18 protein-coding genes and 2 pseudogenes are annotated in these 16,291 nt (G+C 40.7%); 7 read left to right on the forward strand and 13 right to left on the reverse strand.

The window, feature by feature from the left end; genetic code table 11:
- Nucleotides 1-162 precede the first annotated feature (162 nt).
- The 10 genes from ACFE93_RS30030 to ACFE93_RS30075 form a co-directional block, all read right to left on the reverse strand.
- Nucleotides 163-567 (reverse strand): response regulator, encoded by a 405-nt coding sequence (locus ACFE93_RS30030; protein ID WP_375479034.1) that lies wholly within the window; start codon nt 565-567, stop codon nt 163-165.
- Between the two features lie 652 nt (nt 568-1,219).
- Nucleotides 1,220-2,842: a glutamine-hydrolyzing GMP synthase gene (guaA, locus tag ACFE93_RS30035; protein WP_375479036.1), complete on the reverse strand. Its 1,623-nt coding sequence runs from the start codon at nt 2,840-2,842 to the stop codon at nt 1,220-1,222.
- 228 nt (nt 2,843-3,070) lie between these two features.
- Nucleotides 3,071-4,183, reverse strand: a complete 1,113-nt coding sequence (cbiD, locus tag ACFE93_RS30040; protein ID WP_375479038.1) for a cobalt-precorrin-5B (C(1))-methyltransferase CbiD — start codon at nt 4,181-4,183, stop codon at nt 3,071-3,073.
- A 54-nt stretch (nt 4,184-4,237) separates the two neighbouring features.
- On the reverse strand, nt 4,238-4,816 hold the full coding sequence (locus ACFE93_RS30045; RefSeq protein ID WP_375479040.1) for a hypothetical protein: 579 nt from the start codon (nt 4,814-4,816) through the stop codon (nt 4,238-4,240).
- Nucleotides 4,817-4,937: 121 nt separating this feature from the next.
- Nucleotides 4,938-5,162 (reverse strand): DUF433 domain-containing protein, encoded by a 225-nt coding sequence (locus tag ACFE93_RS30050; RefSeq protein ID WP_375479042.1) that lies wholly within the window; start codon nt 5,160-5,162, stop codon nt 4,938-4,940.
- A gap of 35 nt (nt 5,163-5,197) precedes the next feature.
- Nucleotides 5,198-5,449, reverse strand: a complete 252-nt coding sequence (locus ACFE93_RS30055) for a DUF6887 family protein (RefSeq protein ID WP_375479044.1) — start codon at nt 5,447-5,449, stop codon at nt 5,198-5,200.
- Nucleotides 5,436-5,624, reverse strand: a complete 189-nt coding sequence (locus ACFE93_RS30060) for a DUF6888 family protein (protein ID WP_335191869.1) — start codon at nt 5,622-5,624, stop codon at nt 5,436-5,438. Before ACFE93_RS30060 ends, ACFE93_RS30055 begins: the two co-directional genes overlap by 14 nt.
- Nucleotides 5,625-5,669: 45 nt before the next feature.
- Entirely contained in the window at nt 5,670-5,966 is a 297-nt protein-coding gene (locus tag ACFE93_RS30065) for a hypothetical protein (protein WP_375479046.1), read from the reverse strand.
- Nucleotides 5,967-6,002: 36 nt separating this feature from the next.
- Nucleotides 6,003-6,599, reverse strand: coding sequence for a DUF3177 family protein (locus tag ACFE93_RS30070; protein ID WP_335084839.1), 597 nt, complete (start codon nt 6,597-6,599; stop codon nt 6,003-6,005).
- A 478-nt stretch (nt 6,600-7,077) separates the two neighbouring features.
- On the reverse strand, nt 7,078-7,323 hold the full coding sequence (locus ACFE93_RS30075; RefSeq protein WP_069074399.1) for a Calvin cycle protein CP12: 246 nt from the start codon (nt 7,321-7,323) through the stop codon (nt 7,078-7,080).
- Between the two features lie 373 nt (nt 7,324-7,696).
- On the opposite strand from ACFE93_RS30075, the gene ACFE93_RS30080 reads away from it, so the two are divergent.
- Nucleotides 7,697-8,929: an FIST N-terminal domain-containing protein gene (locus tag ACFE93_RS30080; RefSeq protein WP_375479049.1), complete on the forward strand. Its 1,233-nt coding sequence runs from the start codon at nt 7,697-7,699 to the stop codon at nt 8,927-8,929.
- Between the two features lie 53 nt (nt 8,930-8,982).
- On the opposite strand, the gene ACFE93_RS30085 is transcribed toward ACFE93_RS30080, so the two are convergent.
- Nucleotides 8,983-10,110 (reverse strand): metallophosphoesterase family protein, encoded by a 1,128-nt coding sequence (locus tag ACFE93_RS30085; protein ID WP_375479051.1) that lies wholly within the window; start codon nt 10,108-10,110, stop codon nt 8,983-8,985.
- Between the two features lie 307 nt (nt 10,111-10,417).
- Between ACFE93_RS30085 and ACFE93_RS30090 the strand changes: the two genes are divergently transcribed.
- The 3 genes from ACFE93_RS30090 (at nt 10,418) to ACFE93_RS30100 (ending at nt 13,023) form a co-directional block, all read left to right on the forward strand.
- Nucleotides 10,418-10,570 carry a lmo0937 family membrane protein gene (locus ACFE93_RS30090; RefSeq protein ID WP_096607063.1) on the forward strand — a complete coding sequence of 51 codons (153 nt, stop codon included), beginning with the start codon at nt 10,418-10,420 and terminating at the stop codon, nt 10,568-10,570.
- A gap of 428 nt (nt 10,571-10,998) precedes the next feature.
- Complete coding sequence (locus ACFE93_RS30095) at nt 10,999-12,075, forward strand: AI-2E family transporter (RefSeq protein WP_375479053.1); 1,077 nt, start codon at nt 10,999-11,001, stop codon at nt 12,073-12,075.
- A 75-nt stretch (nt 12,076-12,150) separates the two neighbouring features.
- Nucleotides 12,151-13,023 carry an S-methyl-5'-thioadenosine phosphorylase gene (locus ACFE93_RS30100; protein ID WP_375479055.1) on the forward strand — a complete coding sequence of 291 codons (873 nt, stop codon included), beginning with the start codon at nt 12,151-12,153 and terminating at the stop codon, nt 13,021-13,023.
- 462 nt (nt 13,024-13,485) lie between these two features.
- Here ACFE93_RS30100 and ACFE93_RS30105 read toward each other — a convergent pair whose 3' ends face one another.
- Complete coding sequence (locus tag ACFE93_RS30105; protein WP_375479057.1) at nt 13,486-13,959, reverse strand: DUF4385 domain-containing protein; 474 nt, start codon at nt 13,957-13,959, stop codon at nt 13,486-13,488.
- 75 nt (nt 13,960-14,034) lie between these two features.
- Here ACFE93_RS30105 and ACFE93_RS30110 point away from each other — a divergent pair, with 75 nt between their 5' ends.
- The 3 genes and pseudogenes from ACFE93_RS30110 (at nt 14,035) to ACFE93_RS30120 (ending at nt 15,596) form a co-directional block, all read left to right on the forward strand.
- Nucleotides 14,035-14,502 (forward strand): VOC family protein, encoded by a 468-nt coding sequence (locus ACFE93_RS30110; RefSeq protein WP_375479059.1) that lies wholly within the window; start codon nt 14,035-14,037, stop codon nt 14,500-14,502.
- 35 nt (nt 14,503-14,537) lie between these two features.
- Nucleotides 14,538-15,116, forward strand: a pseudogene (locus ACFE93_RS30115) (Uma2 family endonuclease).
- A 183-nt stretch (nt 15,117-15,299) separates the two neighbouring features.
- Nucleotides 15,300-15,596 carry a hypothetical protein gene (locus tag ACFE93_RS30120; protein WP_375479061.1) on the forward strand — a complete coding sequence of 99 codons (297 nt, stop codon included), beginning with the start codon at nt 15,300-15,302 and terminating at the stop codon, nt 15,594-15,596.
- A gap of 60 nt (nt 15,597-15,656) precedes the next feature.
- On the opposite strand, the pseudogene ACFE93_RS30125 reads toward ACFE93_RS30120, so the two are convergent.
- Nucleotides 15,657-16,232: pseudogene (locus ACFE93_RS30125) on the reverse strand (Uma2 family endonuclease); the annotation flags it as partial.
- Between the last annotated feature and the right edge of the window lie 59 nt (nt 16,233-16,291).

Below are 16,291 nucleotides of genomic sequence, written 5' to 3' on the forward strand. Positions count from 1 at the left end.
ACACCTTGTTTCTGCTTCTACTAATTTAGTGCATCTTCATGGAGAACTGGTATAAGTACGATCGGGTTTACACCCAAACAAACCTGTAACTGTCAAATAACCAATTCACTTTTAGATGAGGCAAATAACAAATAAGAACCGACAAATAACTGCATCTTTGTATTAACTCTTATAAGAAGCAACCAATTGTGCAACAATCGCAACTAGTTCTCCTGGATCGACAGGTTTAGCCACATGAGTCTGAAAACCCGCTTCTAAAGCACGGCTACGATACTCGCTATCACCATAAGCAGTTAAGGCGATCGCAGGAAGTTTTTCATAAATATCGGGCTTTATTGCCCGGATCTTGCGGATAAGGGTGTAGCCATCTTCATCAGGCATCGCAATATCACAAATCAATACATCTGGTTGCAACTCAGGTAATACTTTCAATGCTATCACTGCCGATGCAACTGCCATTATGGTGGCTCCATCAGCTTCCAACACAGTAGTAATGTAAAAGCGGCTATCATCATCATCATCAACTACGAGGATGTTTAAGCCAGCAAGGGGAAGAGCAGGTTCCATAACATCTCCATTAACGTTGATCGAATGATATATATTTCCAATGAGCTGTTTGTTTTTTTGTCTGTCACCATACCATTGGTAATTTTACTGCGAGCGCGCCGATTTTCCTAGAAAATAACTCAATTTGTCTAGTCACCATCGAATTGATGCTTAATTATTCACTGGCATTTATAATTATTGACTGGATAAAATTATGTTAATGTTTAAATTCCTTTACATATCAAAATTAACTTTAACGAATAGTTTAAGTTCACTCAATAATCTTGCTAACTACTGACTGCTTTATTACTAACAAGTTTGGATTTGGATGGAGCTTGAAAAAAGTCAAAAAAATAGACAATGCCGAGTCTTAAAACGAGTCAGGTCGGCATTGTCATTTTTAAATCACTACAGTTCAGATAAGCTCAAAACCTAGATGTAGAGGCGTAATTCATCGCGTCTTTCAAGACCAATTATCTACACCAATAACGCTTAACTCAAGCTTATTGAAACGGAGCCGAAGACGCTCCAGGTCCAGTCAGGAATTAGGAGTCAGAAGTAATACACCTAACTATTAACTTGCAAACTGCTGTATATGAATCTAAACTCCTGCAAGTAATCTGAACCGTAGTAAAGAGTAATCAGCTTTTAATTAAGTCAAATCAAAACTTGATTACTCCCATTCAATGGTTCCAGGCGGTTTAGAGGTGATGTCATAAACCACCCGATTCACGCCTTTTACCTCATTCACAATTCGAGTAGAAATCACTTCCAGGACATCATAAGGCACTCTCGCCCAATCAGCAGTCATGCCATCTTCACTGGTAACAATCCGCAAAACAATGGGGTAGGCGTAAGTACGTTGATCTCCCATAACGCCAACACTACGAATTGGCAGCAATACAGCAAATGCTTGCCAGAAATCATGATACATACCGCGTTGGTTAATTTCTTGCCGCACAATCAAATCGGCATCGCGCAAAATATTTAACCGCTCAGATGTAACTTCCCCCAGAATACGAATTGCTAAACCAGGCCCAGGAAAAGGTTGCCGTTGAACAATTTCTTCTGGTAAACCAATGGAACGTCCAAGTTTACGGACTTCATCTTTAAATAGTTTCCGCAGTGGTTCCACTAATTTAAATCTTAGGTCTTTGGGCAAACCGCCAACATTGTGATGACTCTTAATTTTCACCGCTACCCGCTCACCAGTTTGGGGATCAACGTTGGTGTCTGCAGATTCGATCACATCTGGATAAAGAGTCCCTTGAGCTAGATAGTCAAAGTGACCGAGGCGCTTGGATGTTTCCTCAAATACACTGATAAATTCGTGTCCGATGCGGCGGCGTTTTTCTTCAGGATCTGTAATCCCAGCAACTTTAGCCAAAAAGCGATCGCGGGCGTTAACATATTCAACAGGAATGTGAAACTGCTCTTGAAACAGCTTTACCAATCGCTCTGGCTCATATTTCCGCATAAAGCCTTGATCGATAAACACACAAGTCAGTTGCTCACCAATTGCTTTGTATAACAAGAAAGCCAAGGTAGAAGAATCCACTCCACCAGACAGCGCTAACAGCACCCGCTTATCGCCAACTCTGGCGCGAATTTCTCGAATTGCCTCTTCGACAAAAGCCGCTGTTGTCCAAGTAGGTTCGCAATCGCAGATATGGTAGACAAAATTACGGATTAATGCTATACCACCAAGAGAATGTACCACCTCTGGATGGAACTGAACGCCGTAAAGTTTTCTTTCGTGGTCAGCAATGGCAGCACAGGGAGTATTTTCTGTATGTGCTAGCAATTCAAATCCTGATGGCATTTGGATAACTGAGTCTCCATGACTCATCCACATGGTAGTGCCATCTTCAACATTAGTAAGCAAATCTGTGGGATCATCAATATATAATGAGGCTTTGCCGTATTCACCTCGATCGGCCTTTGCCACTTCCCCACCGAGTTGATTTACCATCAACTGCATCCCATAGCAAACACCCAAAATGGGTATTCCCAAATTCCAGATTTCTGAGTCACAATGGGGAGCGTTATCACCATAAACTGAACTTGGGCCACCTGAGAGAATGATTCCCTTGGGATTAAGTTGGCGCAAATGTTCAGAAGTAGTGCGATAGGATAAAACTTCGGAGTATACTTGAGTTTCGCGGATGCGACGGGCAATCAGCTCAGAATATTGAGAGCCAAAATCTAGAATTACAATCAATTGGCGATCGAGACGCCCAAAATTTTCCAATGTTTGGGGCGCTTGTTCTGTTGGTAGAGTCACCGCTGTATTCATGACGGGAGTGTTATATCTGTTAAGGATAAATAGATGCTTTGTGGTCTATGGTGATGCTATTAATCAGCCTGGATAGGCTGATAATGGTATAGAAAGCCTTGACAAACGCTAGTTTACGTGCGTTTGTCAAACCCCGGAGTTGGAGATGGTATTAAAACGATAAATCTACCCTAGAGTGGTTACTTAAAGGATTATTTTTTTGGATTGTTTACGATTATTCATAATAAATTAACATAATTTTCCTATCAACAGACCAGCAGTTTTACTCTTCACGATAATTTTGCGATCGCGATCGAAGAGAATAGAGCCACAGACTGTTACTTTTTTGCCACTTTCGCTATGACTTTGGATGTATTCTTGGGCACGAACATCGATAGTTTCGGCGATCGCACTGTAAACTTTATTTACCCAATTATTACCAGTTGCAGCATCTAACGATTTTAAGTATGTTAGTGCTGCTTCAGCAGTTGCACTGTTAAATACAGCCTGGATATCTGGTAATTTTAAACCTGCGATCGCACAGTGCGCTGCCAAAATTTCCCGCCGTCCATCAGCCAAGTAGTGATGGGTGTGAAAAATTCCTCCAGCCAGTTTTATTAGCTTACCGTGATAGCCAAATAATAAGATTTCTTTTACACCCAGCACATCAGCTTCTACTAACATTGGGCCAAGCCAGTTAGCAGTTTTGACCAATTGTTCGGGATTAATCCCTAGTTTACGCGCCAAATCTAGGCCATTTTCCCCGATACAGAATACTAGACTCTCAAAACTACTGGCTTTATTTTGTAGTTCAGCCCGAAAAACTGCAAGCTGATCTGGTGTACTCAAAGGTTGAGAAATGCCGGTTGTGCCTAAAAGAGAAAGTCCTTCAACAACACCAAAGGCAGAATTTGAAGTCCGAACAGCAAGCGATCGCCCTTCGGGTAGAATAATCGTCACCGTGATTTTTTCCCCCGGTGATAACATTCTTTGCAAATTCTGTTGCAACAGCCTTTGAGCGTAAGCATAAATAGCAGGCTTGTCATCAGCGTTTATCTGCCTACCAATCCCTTCCCCTCCTTTAATAATTACTGCCTCCCCTGCTTCCCTCCACTCCACCAGCGCCCAAATTGGTGTATCTTTGGTCAGGTCAAGATTATCACCAGGGTCACTACGGGTGATTGCTAAAGCTATACTTTCAGATAATCCTGCTACCTGTTCAATGGGGATTTCTGCAATTTGAGCGGGTTCAATCAAATCTAGTGATGCTATGCTTAGGGGTTGGCGATCGCGTAACCAATGTAAAGCTGCAATAGCAGCAGCGCACGCAAATACTGGTAGTGTGTATCCAGAACGGGACATTTTTTAAATTAAGGGTCGGTGTAAATTGGGGTTATTATGCTGCTGTCGCTAGAGCTAGGCAAGTTCTTGACCAACGATTACACGCGCACCAGTTACAGGATTTATCCGATAAGTAGTTTTAATTTGAACACCATTTTCTTTCTTTACCTCGTAAACAAACTCTGACGCGTGCTGATTATACACAGTTTTATGCCCAATAGTTGTATTACCGATGTTAACTTGTGTCCCAGATCCATTCTTAAAGTCTTGTGAGGCACTGTTACTTTGGCGAAGTCCATTAAAAGTTGAATCCATTTCCAGATCCAAAAGCGCTGCTTGCTCTGACAAGCTTTTCCACCTTTGCAATAAACTTACACTGTATCTTTTTTCATCGCTGTCAATCAATTTTCCACAGTTTTGACAAAGCCATATTCCATTACTTTGAGATTTGCACTCTTCAGAGGATATATTTGGATCAAAACGTAGTCCACCAGCAGAAGCCGCAGTAATATGTGCTGCAACACCAATATTGATCGCTTTTCCAACGTCTTCTTGTGGGCCACTTGTAGGTTTTCGACAATTTGGGTTAGAACAACGATATCCTACCCGTCGAGCAAGTATTTGCTTTGTGATGGGACTGAAGTCATCTCTCATTAACTAGTTCCTCAGTAAGTCTTTTCAATTTCAGAGCAATTGTATTACTCTACTGAATTAGGATACAAATCTAGAATCCGTGAAATAATCCGGGCACACAAATTTTCGTCTAGAAGCAGTTTCACAGGGATACCACAAATAACTTCTTCTCACGATCAGCAGCAAAAGCTAGACACGCTTTGATGTCTTCGGAAGTTAATTCAGAAAAATCCTCTAGGATTTCTGCTTCAGTCATTCCACCAGCAAGATACTTTAAAATATCATAAATAGTGATTCGCATTCCCCGGATACAGGGTTTCCCACTGCGTTTTCCAGGTTCAATTGTAATAATGTCGTGGTAATTCATAAAAAAGTAGATAACCTTTCTTTGGCTCTCACAGATCACTCTTGGTCAGTCTGCTCCAACGTAGTATTAGCCTGCTGACTACTGCTTCTTGCTGCTTCTAGCTTTTGGCGAATCGCTGCTTGAACCTTCTCATCAAAATCGGGATCGTTGGGGCTTGCAACAATCCTACGCGGACGCTGATTAATCCTGTCCAAGTATGCTTGAAAAGCAGCTTGATCCCCGCGATGCTTGAGAAAATACTGTTTCAATTCAATATCAGACATTAAATCGTAATTAATTCGGCTCATCAGACAACTCTCCGTTGGGTAAAATTTGAAATTCAATCTCTTCGTCATACCCAGCAAGAATGTATATATTACGAGTCCGATTATCAACACAAATGAGGTATATGGGCTGAAACATGATATACGTCAGTTGATAGCTAATACGATACAAACTTGCTACTTGAGCAGCAGTAGGCATTTTAGTTAATTACAGCAAAATTCCGAATTACGAATTAGTAATTAGTCAAACACCTACTTCTAATAATAGAGCTTCCATAACTTCACAAGAAATTCCTTGTTGAATATAATGGGGTGCTTCAGGATTATAAGGACTGGCTACTCGGTCAATATTGAGGATGTTTGCCTCATCTGGTAGAACAGGTACATCTGCATCAAATGCCGTTGGGCGCATTAAAGAACTGGAAAAGCCTTTGAAAATAGCAATTGTATCTTGCTCATCAGCAATTTCCACCGTTACAATTAAGACTTCTTGGGGGCGTTTAGCGGTGTATTGTTCCAGTCGCTTACCAATGGAATTCATTTTTTTAACAGTAGAAGTAAGGTGGTGCAGCGACGGTTACTGTGGTGTGGCTGAACGTCCCTGTTTGCCCAGCTTAATTAAAACAAAATAGCTCAAGTAAAGCACATAAATTACTAAACTAGTTATGCCAAGAAAACCTAAGAACTCAGCCTTGCTGTTAGCATGAAAATATTCTTTGAATAGTAACGGAGCCTCGAACCAGACACGACAATAGGGAGTCTTCAGCATATTGGCAGAAAAAGCACAACCCAAAAAAGGGATAAAGGCTAGTGTGCCCAAAAAACAATAAACAGTTGTCGCCCAGCGCCAAGAAGTAAAAATAAATTTCAAAGAACCACTGGTTTGATACTCAATTTCGTCGTTGATATCCACCCAGAACCACAACGAAATCGGGATCAAAATCTGAGCTATCAACCCAGAGATAAAGCTAACTGGATACTGGGCAATCATTAAGTAAATCGTGATTGCTACCAGGCTTGATACTCGCCAGTATATAGCCAATAAGCGTTGTATGCCTTCCGCTTTTTGCACAAATGCCCAAATCAGAAGAATTAGCGGAATAATTACCAGGAATAATACTGCCAGTCGGTAATCAATCCAAACAAAAGGTCGAAACCAAATATTATAGTCCATATTTTTTCTCAAACAATAGATAAAAAAGAAGTCAGGAGTCCGAATAAATTAAGTTGTATTTTATACCACTCCCTGATTGGAGACTGCTAAACAAAGCAGGGGGTTTTAAACCTTTTTATTCAGGAGTCAGTCAGACTCCAATTCATCCTGAATTCTTCTTGATAATAGTTTATTGAACCTCGTATGACTAGAAGTCACGAGTATTACAAAAAATTTATAGGGGCGTACATCTGTACGCCCCTACTGCCAAGTAATTTGTTGTTTAATTTATGAAAATCGCAACTTATCTCTTTGGAAGAAGCCTATTGATTCAAATAAAGAGTTTATTTTTTTCCACGACTAAAATCGGGGGCTTTAAATAAAACGCTTGCAAGTGGAGGATATTGGTGAGTTTCCGCGTCCCCCACTCTGGGCGTCTTCTTTAGTCAATCCTGGTTGTTTGCTAACCAAACAACAGAAAATCTAGGTATCTCAATTTCTAGTCGTCGTAAACCCGGCATTCAATTGCATCTGGGTTGTCATCACAATACTGTTCTAGAGAGTTTTTTGGCTTGCTTTGGCGCTTGTGGGAAGCTTCGGCTTGCAATTCTTCTACTGCATCCCAAGCAGCAGCACACTCTGGTGAGTTGCTACCGTTAATATCACAGACAGTACGCGCTTGTTCCACTTCTTCTTGGATTTTCTCTTGGATGTCGCCTTTTGCTGTTTCTTGGATGTTGGTCATTGCTTTAGTCTCGTTGTGTGTTGTTAATACTAGTATAGAAAATGTTCAGAAATGGCAGTTTTTCGCTTGATTACTAACCATTCTAACCATTTAGCCGATCATAAGTTAGTGTTTTAGCCTATTGATTTATAACCAATACGGCAAGCTACCCCATCTATAATGCATTTACCTTTATTTTTTAAGATTTTGTGGAATTAGTAGCATAGATAAATAATCATACAATATATTTAGATGCCTATATTAGGGAATGACAACCCCAACTTCTTGGGATGGAGGAGACAAAGGGCTGGCATCAATTCTTGTAAGATGCAATTCTTCCCAAAATAAAAAGTCAAAACCTACTAGCCTAAAAAGAGAGAGAAGCTCAAAACTCATGGCAGACCAAATGCAGTGGGCAAATGCCCTATCAACCCGTCATTCTCTGGAAGCCGCTGTTACAGATGTGGTGGAACGAGCTGTTTCATCGTTAACAGCACCTGCGGATCTAGGACTGATATTCATTTCGTCTGCTTTTACGAGTGAGTATTCCCGACTGTTACCCTTGTTAGCTGAAAAACTTTCTGTGCCTGTGCTAATTGGCTGTAGTGGTGGTGGTGTAATTGGGACGACAGTTAGCGGAGAAACCCAAGAATTGGAAGCTGAACCAGCTATTAGCTTGACTTTAGCACACCTTCCAGGAGTGAAGATTCAAGTTTTTCATGTTGTTGCTGAAGAATTACCTGACTTAGACAGTTCGCCAGATGCTTGGCTTGATTTGATCGGTGTGCCACCATCACCGAAACCGCAGTTCATCTTGCTGTCTAGTTCCTTCGCCTCTGGAATCAACGATTTGTTGCAAGGGCTGGATTTTGCTTATCCAGGATCGACGATCGTGGGGGGACAGGCTAGTGGTGGAGGTATGGGTGGTCGTGTTGCCCTTTTTTGTAACGATACTAACGGCGAGAAACAGCAAAACTTGTATCGTGAGGGCACTGTTGGTATAGCTTTGACTGGCAATATTGTTTTGGAAACGATTGTCGCCCAAGGATGCCGACCGATTGGCAAGCCATTGCAAGTTACAAAAGCCGATCGCAACATTATTCTAGAGTTAGATGAGCAAGTGCCTTTGGTGGTGTTACGAGATTTGATTGCCAGTCTCAGCGAACAAGAACGCATTTTAGCACAGCACTCTCTGTTTGTTGGTGTAGCAATGGATGGATTTAAGCTGGCTTTGCAGCAAGGAGACTTTTTAATTCGTGGTATTCTTGGAGTCGATCCAAATGCTGGAGCGATCGCAATTGGCGATCGCGTCCGTCCTGGTCAAAGGCTGCAATTTCACCTCCGCGATGCCCAAGCCTCCGCTGAAGACCTAGAATTACTCCTGCAAAGTTATCAACACCAGCGAGAATCTGAACCCTCTGCCGTAGCTGCCTTGATGTTTTCCTGTCTGGGACGAGGTGAAGGACTCTATGGTAAACCCAACTTCGATTCTGAACTATTTCAGCGCTACCTTAACGATATTCCTGTTGGTGGCTTTTTCTGTGGCGGTGAAATCGGCCCTGTTGGTGGCAGAACCTTTTTACACGCCTACACTTCAGCATTTGGAATTTGTCGCCAAAATCAGTAATGAGTGCTGAGTGCTGAGTGCTGAGTGCTGAGTGTTGAATTACCTTGTAACTCTTAACTCTTATCTAGCAAAAGTGTGCTGTTATTATCAATCAGAGTCAAAGTTCCAGCAGTGGCAATACCTGGGTTGGGCTGTGATGCACTATATGTTTGAATATAGCGCCGCACTTCTGGGGGAAAATGAGGGTAATCTAACACCGCATCCCCATCGGCAATAGTTGCCCAGAAGTCGCGCAAACCAGGAGCTAATTCTTTTGCCTGTGATAATGGTAAGTTTAATGGAGAGTGAGTTAGTAGCTTAATCAGGAAAGGAAAAGAGCGATCGCCCATCCACTGCCTCGATAACTGTTGCAAGTCGGGGAACTCAGGCACTGACTCTACGCGATGGGATAAAATTTGCAACGATTCTTGACCTTGGTTATCCCGATGAAACTCCAGCACTCGGTAAGGGTGAGGATAGCTAACTAAAGAACCAGTGGTAATATCATATACCCCATCGCAGTAAGCAATATCCTGAACGTGCAAATGTCCGGTAAACACTAGCTTGACTCCGTAGCGCCTCAACAGCTGCAATAGTTCTGCTGAATTGGACAACATATAGCGATTTGCCAGTGGATGGTTCGATTGATTGGGTAAATGTTCTACCACATTATGATGCACCATCACCAAAACTAAGTCATCACCAGATGCCGCCAGCACCTCTTCTAACCACCGTAGCTGTTTGGCATCCAAACACCCCACTTGCTCTCCTTGATCGTTAAAGGAGTTAGAATTTAGTCCAATCAGCTTAACTCCAGGCAGTAATTGACGAATGTAGTAAATCTGCTGTGGATCTTCGTAGCCAAACTTCGTGTAATAGTAGGGAAAATCTGCAAAAGCAATTGATTGCCTATCGGCCAACAGCACAGGAACATCATGATTACCAGGAATAACATAGACGGGAAAAGGTAGCTGGGCTAAACATTGTTGTAACCAGGCGTGGTTCTCTGGTTCGCCATGCTGGGTTAAATCTCCTGGCAACAACAAGAAATCTAAATCGAGTTGTGTTAAATGTTCTAGTACACTTTTAAATGCTGAGATACTTACTTCCACCAGATGAAATCGGCTGGGATGATCCCAGATTGTGTGAGGAAGTGCCAGGTGTAAGTCGCTGACTACCGCAAAGCGAAAATTGAGACTCATTGATTTATGAAAATGTTAAAAGCAGGGGTTAAAATAAGCCTTTTCCCAAAAGTATAACGCTTGCTTTGTTTCCCTGCGTAGGAGTGCGTATACTTAATATTTGTATACATTAAGCATCGATTATACGTGAAAAAAAGACCTATAGCACTCAACAACACTCCAAGTGCAAACGACAAGCGTTTATTGCTTAAATAGCCCTGCTTGAAGAAAGTGAAAGTTGTCTATATCGATGAGTCTGGGATAAAAAGTGAAGCTAGGGAGTAAAATATATGAACAAATTAAAATTTACTTGACTCAAAGCAAATATATGTTGAGTATACTTTGGGGTATTGTTGTTGTACTAATTGCTTTTTGGGCATTAGGACTGGCACTTCATATTGCCGGAAATTTAATTCATGCAGTGTTGCTTTTAGCCATTGCCCTTGCTATCTATAATTTTTTCAAAGCGCGTGATGTATGAATAAATAACTTCTGACAGTTTTACTTCTTAAGTTAAGTTAGTTAAATCAGATACATCAGCTTGAGACTTAAGCGTATATTTTCTGAGAAAATTGATTTATTTTTAGAGAATTATTATTTGGTTGATATAGGCTGAAACAGGAGATAAAAACTAGACTTGTGTTAATTAGACAAAAGCTGCTATTAAAGAAGAATGCAGAATTAAGAATCAATTATTGGCGGATCTAAATCCCCCAAAAATTGAGGCTCAGAAAATTTTCAATTTTGTGGGAGAACTTAAACTTGTTTATTTATCTACCAGTTCTACAGAATACAAGCAAGAGAATTCTGGCGACTGACGCCAATATTGCTCTTTTGTTAAAGATAAAAATTCTGCGCCGTCGCTGGCACTGAATTTTGAAAATTCAAATAGAAAAATAATTGATAATAATGGCGAATCCCAGAGATACAGACAATGGATGGTCGCAGTTAACTCGTGGTGCGCCATTGGCAGTAATGGTAGCTGTAGCACTCTACATCCTATACCAACTTTTACCAGTATTAGAACTTTTAATTGTTGCAGCATTGATTGCTTTAATTTTGCGAACGCTATTACGGTTTTTGCAAAAGTTAGTCAAATCACAGGATGTTGCTGTTCTGCTACTAATTGGATTAATCGTCGGATTTATTGTAGTATTAGCTACTGTAGTTTTACCTAGTGTGACGTTTGAGTCTCAAAAATTAATCAAAACATTACCAACTTATCTCAATAGATTGACAGGAGATGTTGAGCAACTGCGTCATAAATTCACTTTTATTCCGGACATTTCCCAAGCACTAATACAATTACGGAACTTGACTGACCAGTTACTAGGTGGAGTACCAGTTTTCTTAGGTGAAGCTTTAAGTTTAACTGTGGAGTTGGTAGCGACATTAATTCTAGCACTTTACATGGCTTACGATCCTAATTCCTTAGTGAAAGGAATTTTAAGATTAGTACCAAAGCGACATCATCAGCAGTTTAAACGAATTCTTAAAGCTTGCGAGACAAGATTGCGGGGTTGGATTTTTGGGACAGGGATAGCGATGATATTTCTGGGTGTTGGAGCAACGTTTGGACTTTTGATTTTGGGGATTCCCTCAGCCTTGCCATTTGGGATTATTGCAGGTTTATTTGAAATAATTCCTTACTTTGGTTCTATTATTGGTGCTTTTTTACCAGCATTAGTAGCATTGAGTATTTCACCGCTAAAGCTAGTATTTGTGTTGATAGTTTTCTTTGTAATGAATCAAATAGATGCCCATGTTGTTCAGCCTGTGGTGATGGGTCAACAAGTTAATATCCATCCGGTGATGGTGATTGTGACATTTCTGGTAATGGGTAAGCTATTTGGATTTATTGGTGTGCTACTTGCAGTGCCTGCGGCGGCAGTGATAATTACGCTTATTGATGAGTTTACACTTGAAGAACCTGCTTTAGAGGAAGTAGAAATTGAAAGTAAAATAGATGTTAAATCGAACAACTAAATAAGCAATTCTCTAGCTAGTCTTTGATACACTTTTGTGTGGTGTAACAGATTAGCAAGAAACAGGTTCAGAATCATGGCTCAAGCTAGTATTGGAATTATAGGTGGTAGCGGTCTTTACAAAATGGATGTCCTCAAAGATGTCGAAGAGGTGCGAGTAGAGACGCCTTTTGGTTCACCATCTGATGCTTTGATTCTGGGAACTTTGGATGTTACACGGGTAGCCTTTTTGGCGCGTCATGGCCGCAATCACACGCTTTTACCCTCTGAATTACCATTTCGCGCTAATATCTATGCGATGAAGCAATTGGGTGTGAAGTATTTAATTTCAGCTAGTGCTGTGGGTTCCTTGAAGGAAGAAGCGAAACCATTGGATATGGTGGTGCCAGATCAGTTTATTGATCGGACAAAAAATCGGATTTCAACGTTTTTTGGTGAGGGAATTGTGGCTCACATTGCCTTTGGCGATCCGATTTGTAAGAATTTGGCTGGTGTGTTGGCAGATGCGATCGCATCTCTCAATTTACCAGAAGTTACTCTCCATCGCGGCGGCACTTATGTCTGCATGGAAGGCCCAGCTTTTTCCACTAAGGCAGAATCAAATCTTTACCGCAGTTGGGGTGCAACAATCATTGGCATGACGAATTTACCAGAGGCGAAGTTGGCCAGGGAAGCGGAAATTGCATACTCAACTTTAGCGCTGGTGACAGATTACGATTGTTGGCATCCAGACCATGACAGTGTGACAGTAGAATTAGTGATTGGCAATTTGCTGCGGAATGCTGTGAATGCTCAAAAGGTGATTCAAGAAACTGTGCGGCGCCTGAGTGAAAATCCGCCGCCGAGTGAGGCGCATTCGGCGTTGCAACATGCGATTTTGACTCAATTGGATAAAGCACCAGCGGCGACGAAGGAAAAGTTGGGGTTATTGTTGCAGAAGTATTTGTAGTCTTGGTGAATGAGCGATATTTATGACGGGCTACGCTTACGCAGTTTCTTAGTACAGTTTTGCGTAAAAGCGTAGCGTTTTTTATGCAGGGAAACGCATTGGCATTGCTGGGGATTGCAAAATTTAATTTGTTAAGAATTAATGAAATGCTGTACTTAATTAGATTAGAGCAAGAGCGATCGCTACGACAGGCTATTCGGTAACGCACCATTATTTGAAATAATAGAGGCGAAAATAAAATTACTGTCGGGTGTGTTAGGCGTATATTTTGGTATGCTTTGTCACGAAAAACATTAGGGTAAGCGCAATCGCGCACCGCCATACAACATGGTGCACGATCGCAAAGCCATAACACACCCTACTTAAGATTTACTTTATAAATGCTCTCTCATTCGCAAAGCCCAGAGGTTCATTCACGTAATACGCTCTCCGAAAGCCGCTTAATTGAGAGTTAATGGTGTCTTACTTTAGCTCATACATCTGCTTATGCTTGGCTAAAAGCTCTTGATATTTCTCATTTGTCTTTGCTTCTAGCCACTTGGCTTTAAATATTGCTGCTGATTCCGCTTTCAGTGGGTCTACTTCATAAGGAAGAATTTCTTTTTTGTCACCTGAATCTTCCGAATTTTGTTTATATTTCCTGCCGCTTTTATGATTAGCATAACGGCGAGAGCGAGTATAACCCATTTGGATAAATTTCCGTGCCATATCTGCACCGACAAAATCATCTTTCTTTAAATAATCAAGAAAAATATCGTAGATTTTTTCACTCGACTCTCTAGCAATATCAGGAGTTTTGAACCGCCAGTAAGGAAGAATTTCTGATTTGTATGGTTCAACCAAAAGTACACCCTGCTCACCCTTGCCAACACGATAGAGTTCAGGATGTTGGCGAAAATCAATATTTTTAAAGTCTAAAGAATAATCAAAGGCCATGATAGATTTTAATTAAGAATAGTAAACTTTAAAAAAAAGTTCAACTTCTATCTAAGTATTGAGATTTTGTTGATTATGCTATCTAGCACCCAATCCCTGAATAGTGTCCTTGCGCCAGGAAATCTGCGTAAAGTGCATCACATTGCCCTCAACGTCCAGGATATGCAAGCCTCGCGCTACTTCTATGGCACAATCCTGGGTTTGCACGAACTCACAGGCGACGAAGTACCCGCAACCCTAGTGGAACTAGTCGCCTCTGGGAAAGTAGCCAACTTCATCACCCCCGATGGTACAATTCTGGATTTATTTGGAGAACCTAAATTAACACCACCAGATCCTAATCCAGAAAAGACCTTCACTAGAGCATATCATCTAGCCTTTGATATAGATCCGCAGTTATTCGATCGCGCGGTGACAGTGCTCGGAGAAAATAAAATAGCGATCGCATACGGGCCAGTCACTCGTCCTACTGGTAGAGGAGTGTATTTTTACGATCCAGATGGCTTTATGATTGAAATTCGTTGCGATCCAGATGTCCATTAAATAATTATTTGTTAGTAAAAAAGGGAAATACTTTTATGACAGCACTGACATTAAACCTGAATTCAATTCTTAAACTGACAAGAGAGCAGTTTTATCAGTTGTGTGAAGAAAACCCCGATTTACAACTAGAACGCAATGCCCAAGGAGAACTAGTCATAATGCCACCGACGGGAGGATAAACTGGAAGAAGTAACGTTAATTTAATTCTGCAATTAGCATCATGGAATGAACAAAAGCAACTAGGTGAAGTTTTTGATTCTTCCACTGGATTTACTTTACCAAATGGGGCTGACCGTTCTCCTGATGTTTCTTGGGTGGAAAAATCTCGTTGGGATAGTTTGACAAAAGAACAAAAAGAAAAATTTATTTCTTTATGTCCTGATTTTGCGATTGAAATAATGTCACCATCTGCCACTTTGAAAAAACTTCAAGAAAAAATGCATGAGTATATGTCAAATGGGTGTCGTTTAGGTTGGCTAATAAATCGAAAAAAACAGGAAGTAGAAATTTATCGTCTTGGACAAGATGTGGAAGTTTTAAAATCACCTCAAACTATTTCTGGAGAAAGTGTTTTACCTGGTTTTGTACTAAATCTGAAAAAAATTTGGGGATAATAATATTTGAAAATGCTCTAATGCATAGAACAGATGTTAGTGATACACAGTTAAATCGACGCTTGGAAACCGCATCCACACAAGCATAACCCACCTTTGTGAGTTTAAAAACCTCAATCTTTTTTTATATATAGCTGTGAATGACCTTTGCCTTGGCTCTTAAAAAACACTACTTAATTTACTATGACCGCTAAACTCACGCAAATATTTAAAGTAATTGAAGACACGATCGCAAAACCGCCAATTCCACACGAACCATACAAGCAATCATTGAAAGCCTGGGCGATATATTGTTTGCGAGACAAAGGTTTTATAGTCGTTTATGCTCAAAATGCCGACTTTGCTATTGAAAGAAAAGGCGAAGAAAAGCTATATTTCAAAGTTTCAAACAGCTCTGAAGATTTAGATAATTCTCTTAGCTGGATTGTTTGGGATAGTGCAACCAAAAGCGCCAGTCTTATTCCCCAAAAAATAGACTGATGCCAAAATATTCATCAAATATTTTCCTGATTTTTTAACTATTCTGATTACTGAATTCTGACTAGACAACTGCTGCACAAATATTTGATATTCTGGTGAATTTAATCCCAACTGCAACACAGCCAATACTTGCTGCATATTGCAAACAAGGAAATCGTATATTGACAACCACAAACCAGGAAATACTTGACTTTTGATAATTCCATCTGCATCCACTTCTAAAGACACATATTCGCCTTGTTGGAGGCTAAACCAATCTAATTTGCTTTCAAATATTTGCCAAACAATATATTCTTTTACTCCATTCCGACCATAAACTTTTTTCTTGTCATGTAAATCAATAGCAACACTGCTAGCTGCTATCTCTATTACAAGTTCTGGCGCACCTTCGATGTAATCATCATCGCTCAAACGAGACTGTCCTTGAGATGTTGGTGTGATTAATAGCACTCCATCTGGTTGCGGTTCATTGTCTCGATCTAAGCGGACTGTCGGCTCAATTCCCAATCTCACACCAGGAGTGGCAATTTGGTAAGTCCACAACCAACCGATAAAATGGCCATGCGGTTCAGCATGACTTTCAAAGCGTAACGGGGATGCCAAGTATACAACTCCTTCAATTAATTCTGCCTTTTGATGAGGGAACAGTACAGTAAGACTGCACATAACTTCAAGTCACTTTTGGGAAGTTGTGT

The organism is uncultured Nostoc sp. (assembly GCF_964247315.1).
Taxonomy (GTDB): domain Bacteria; phylum Cyanobacteriota; class Cyanobacteriia; order Cyanobacteriales; family Nostocaceae; genus Nostoc.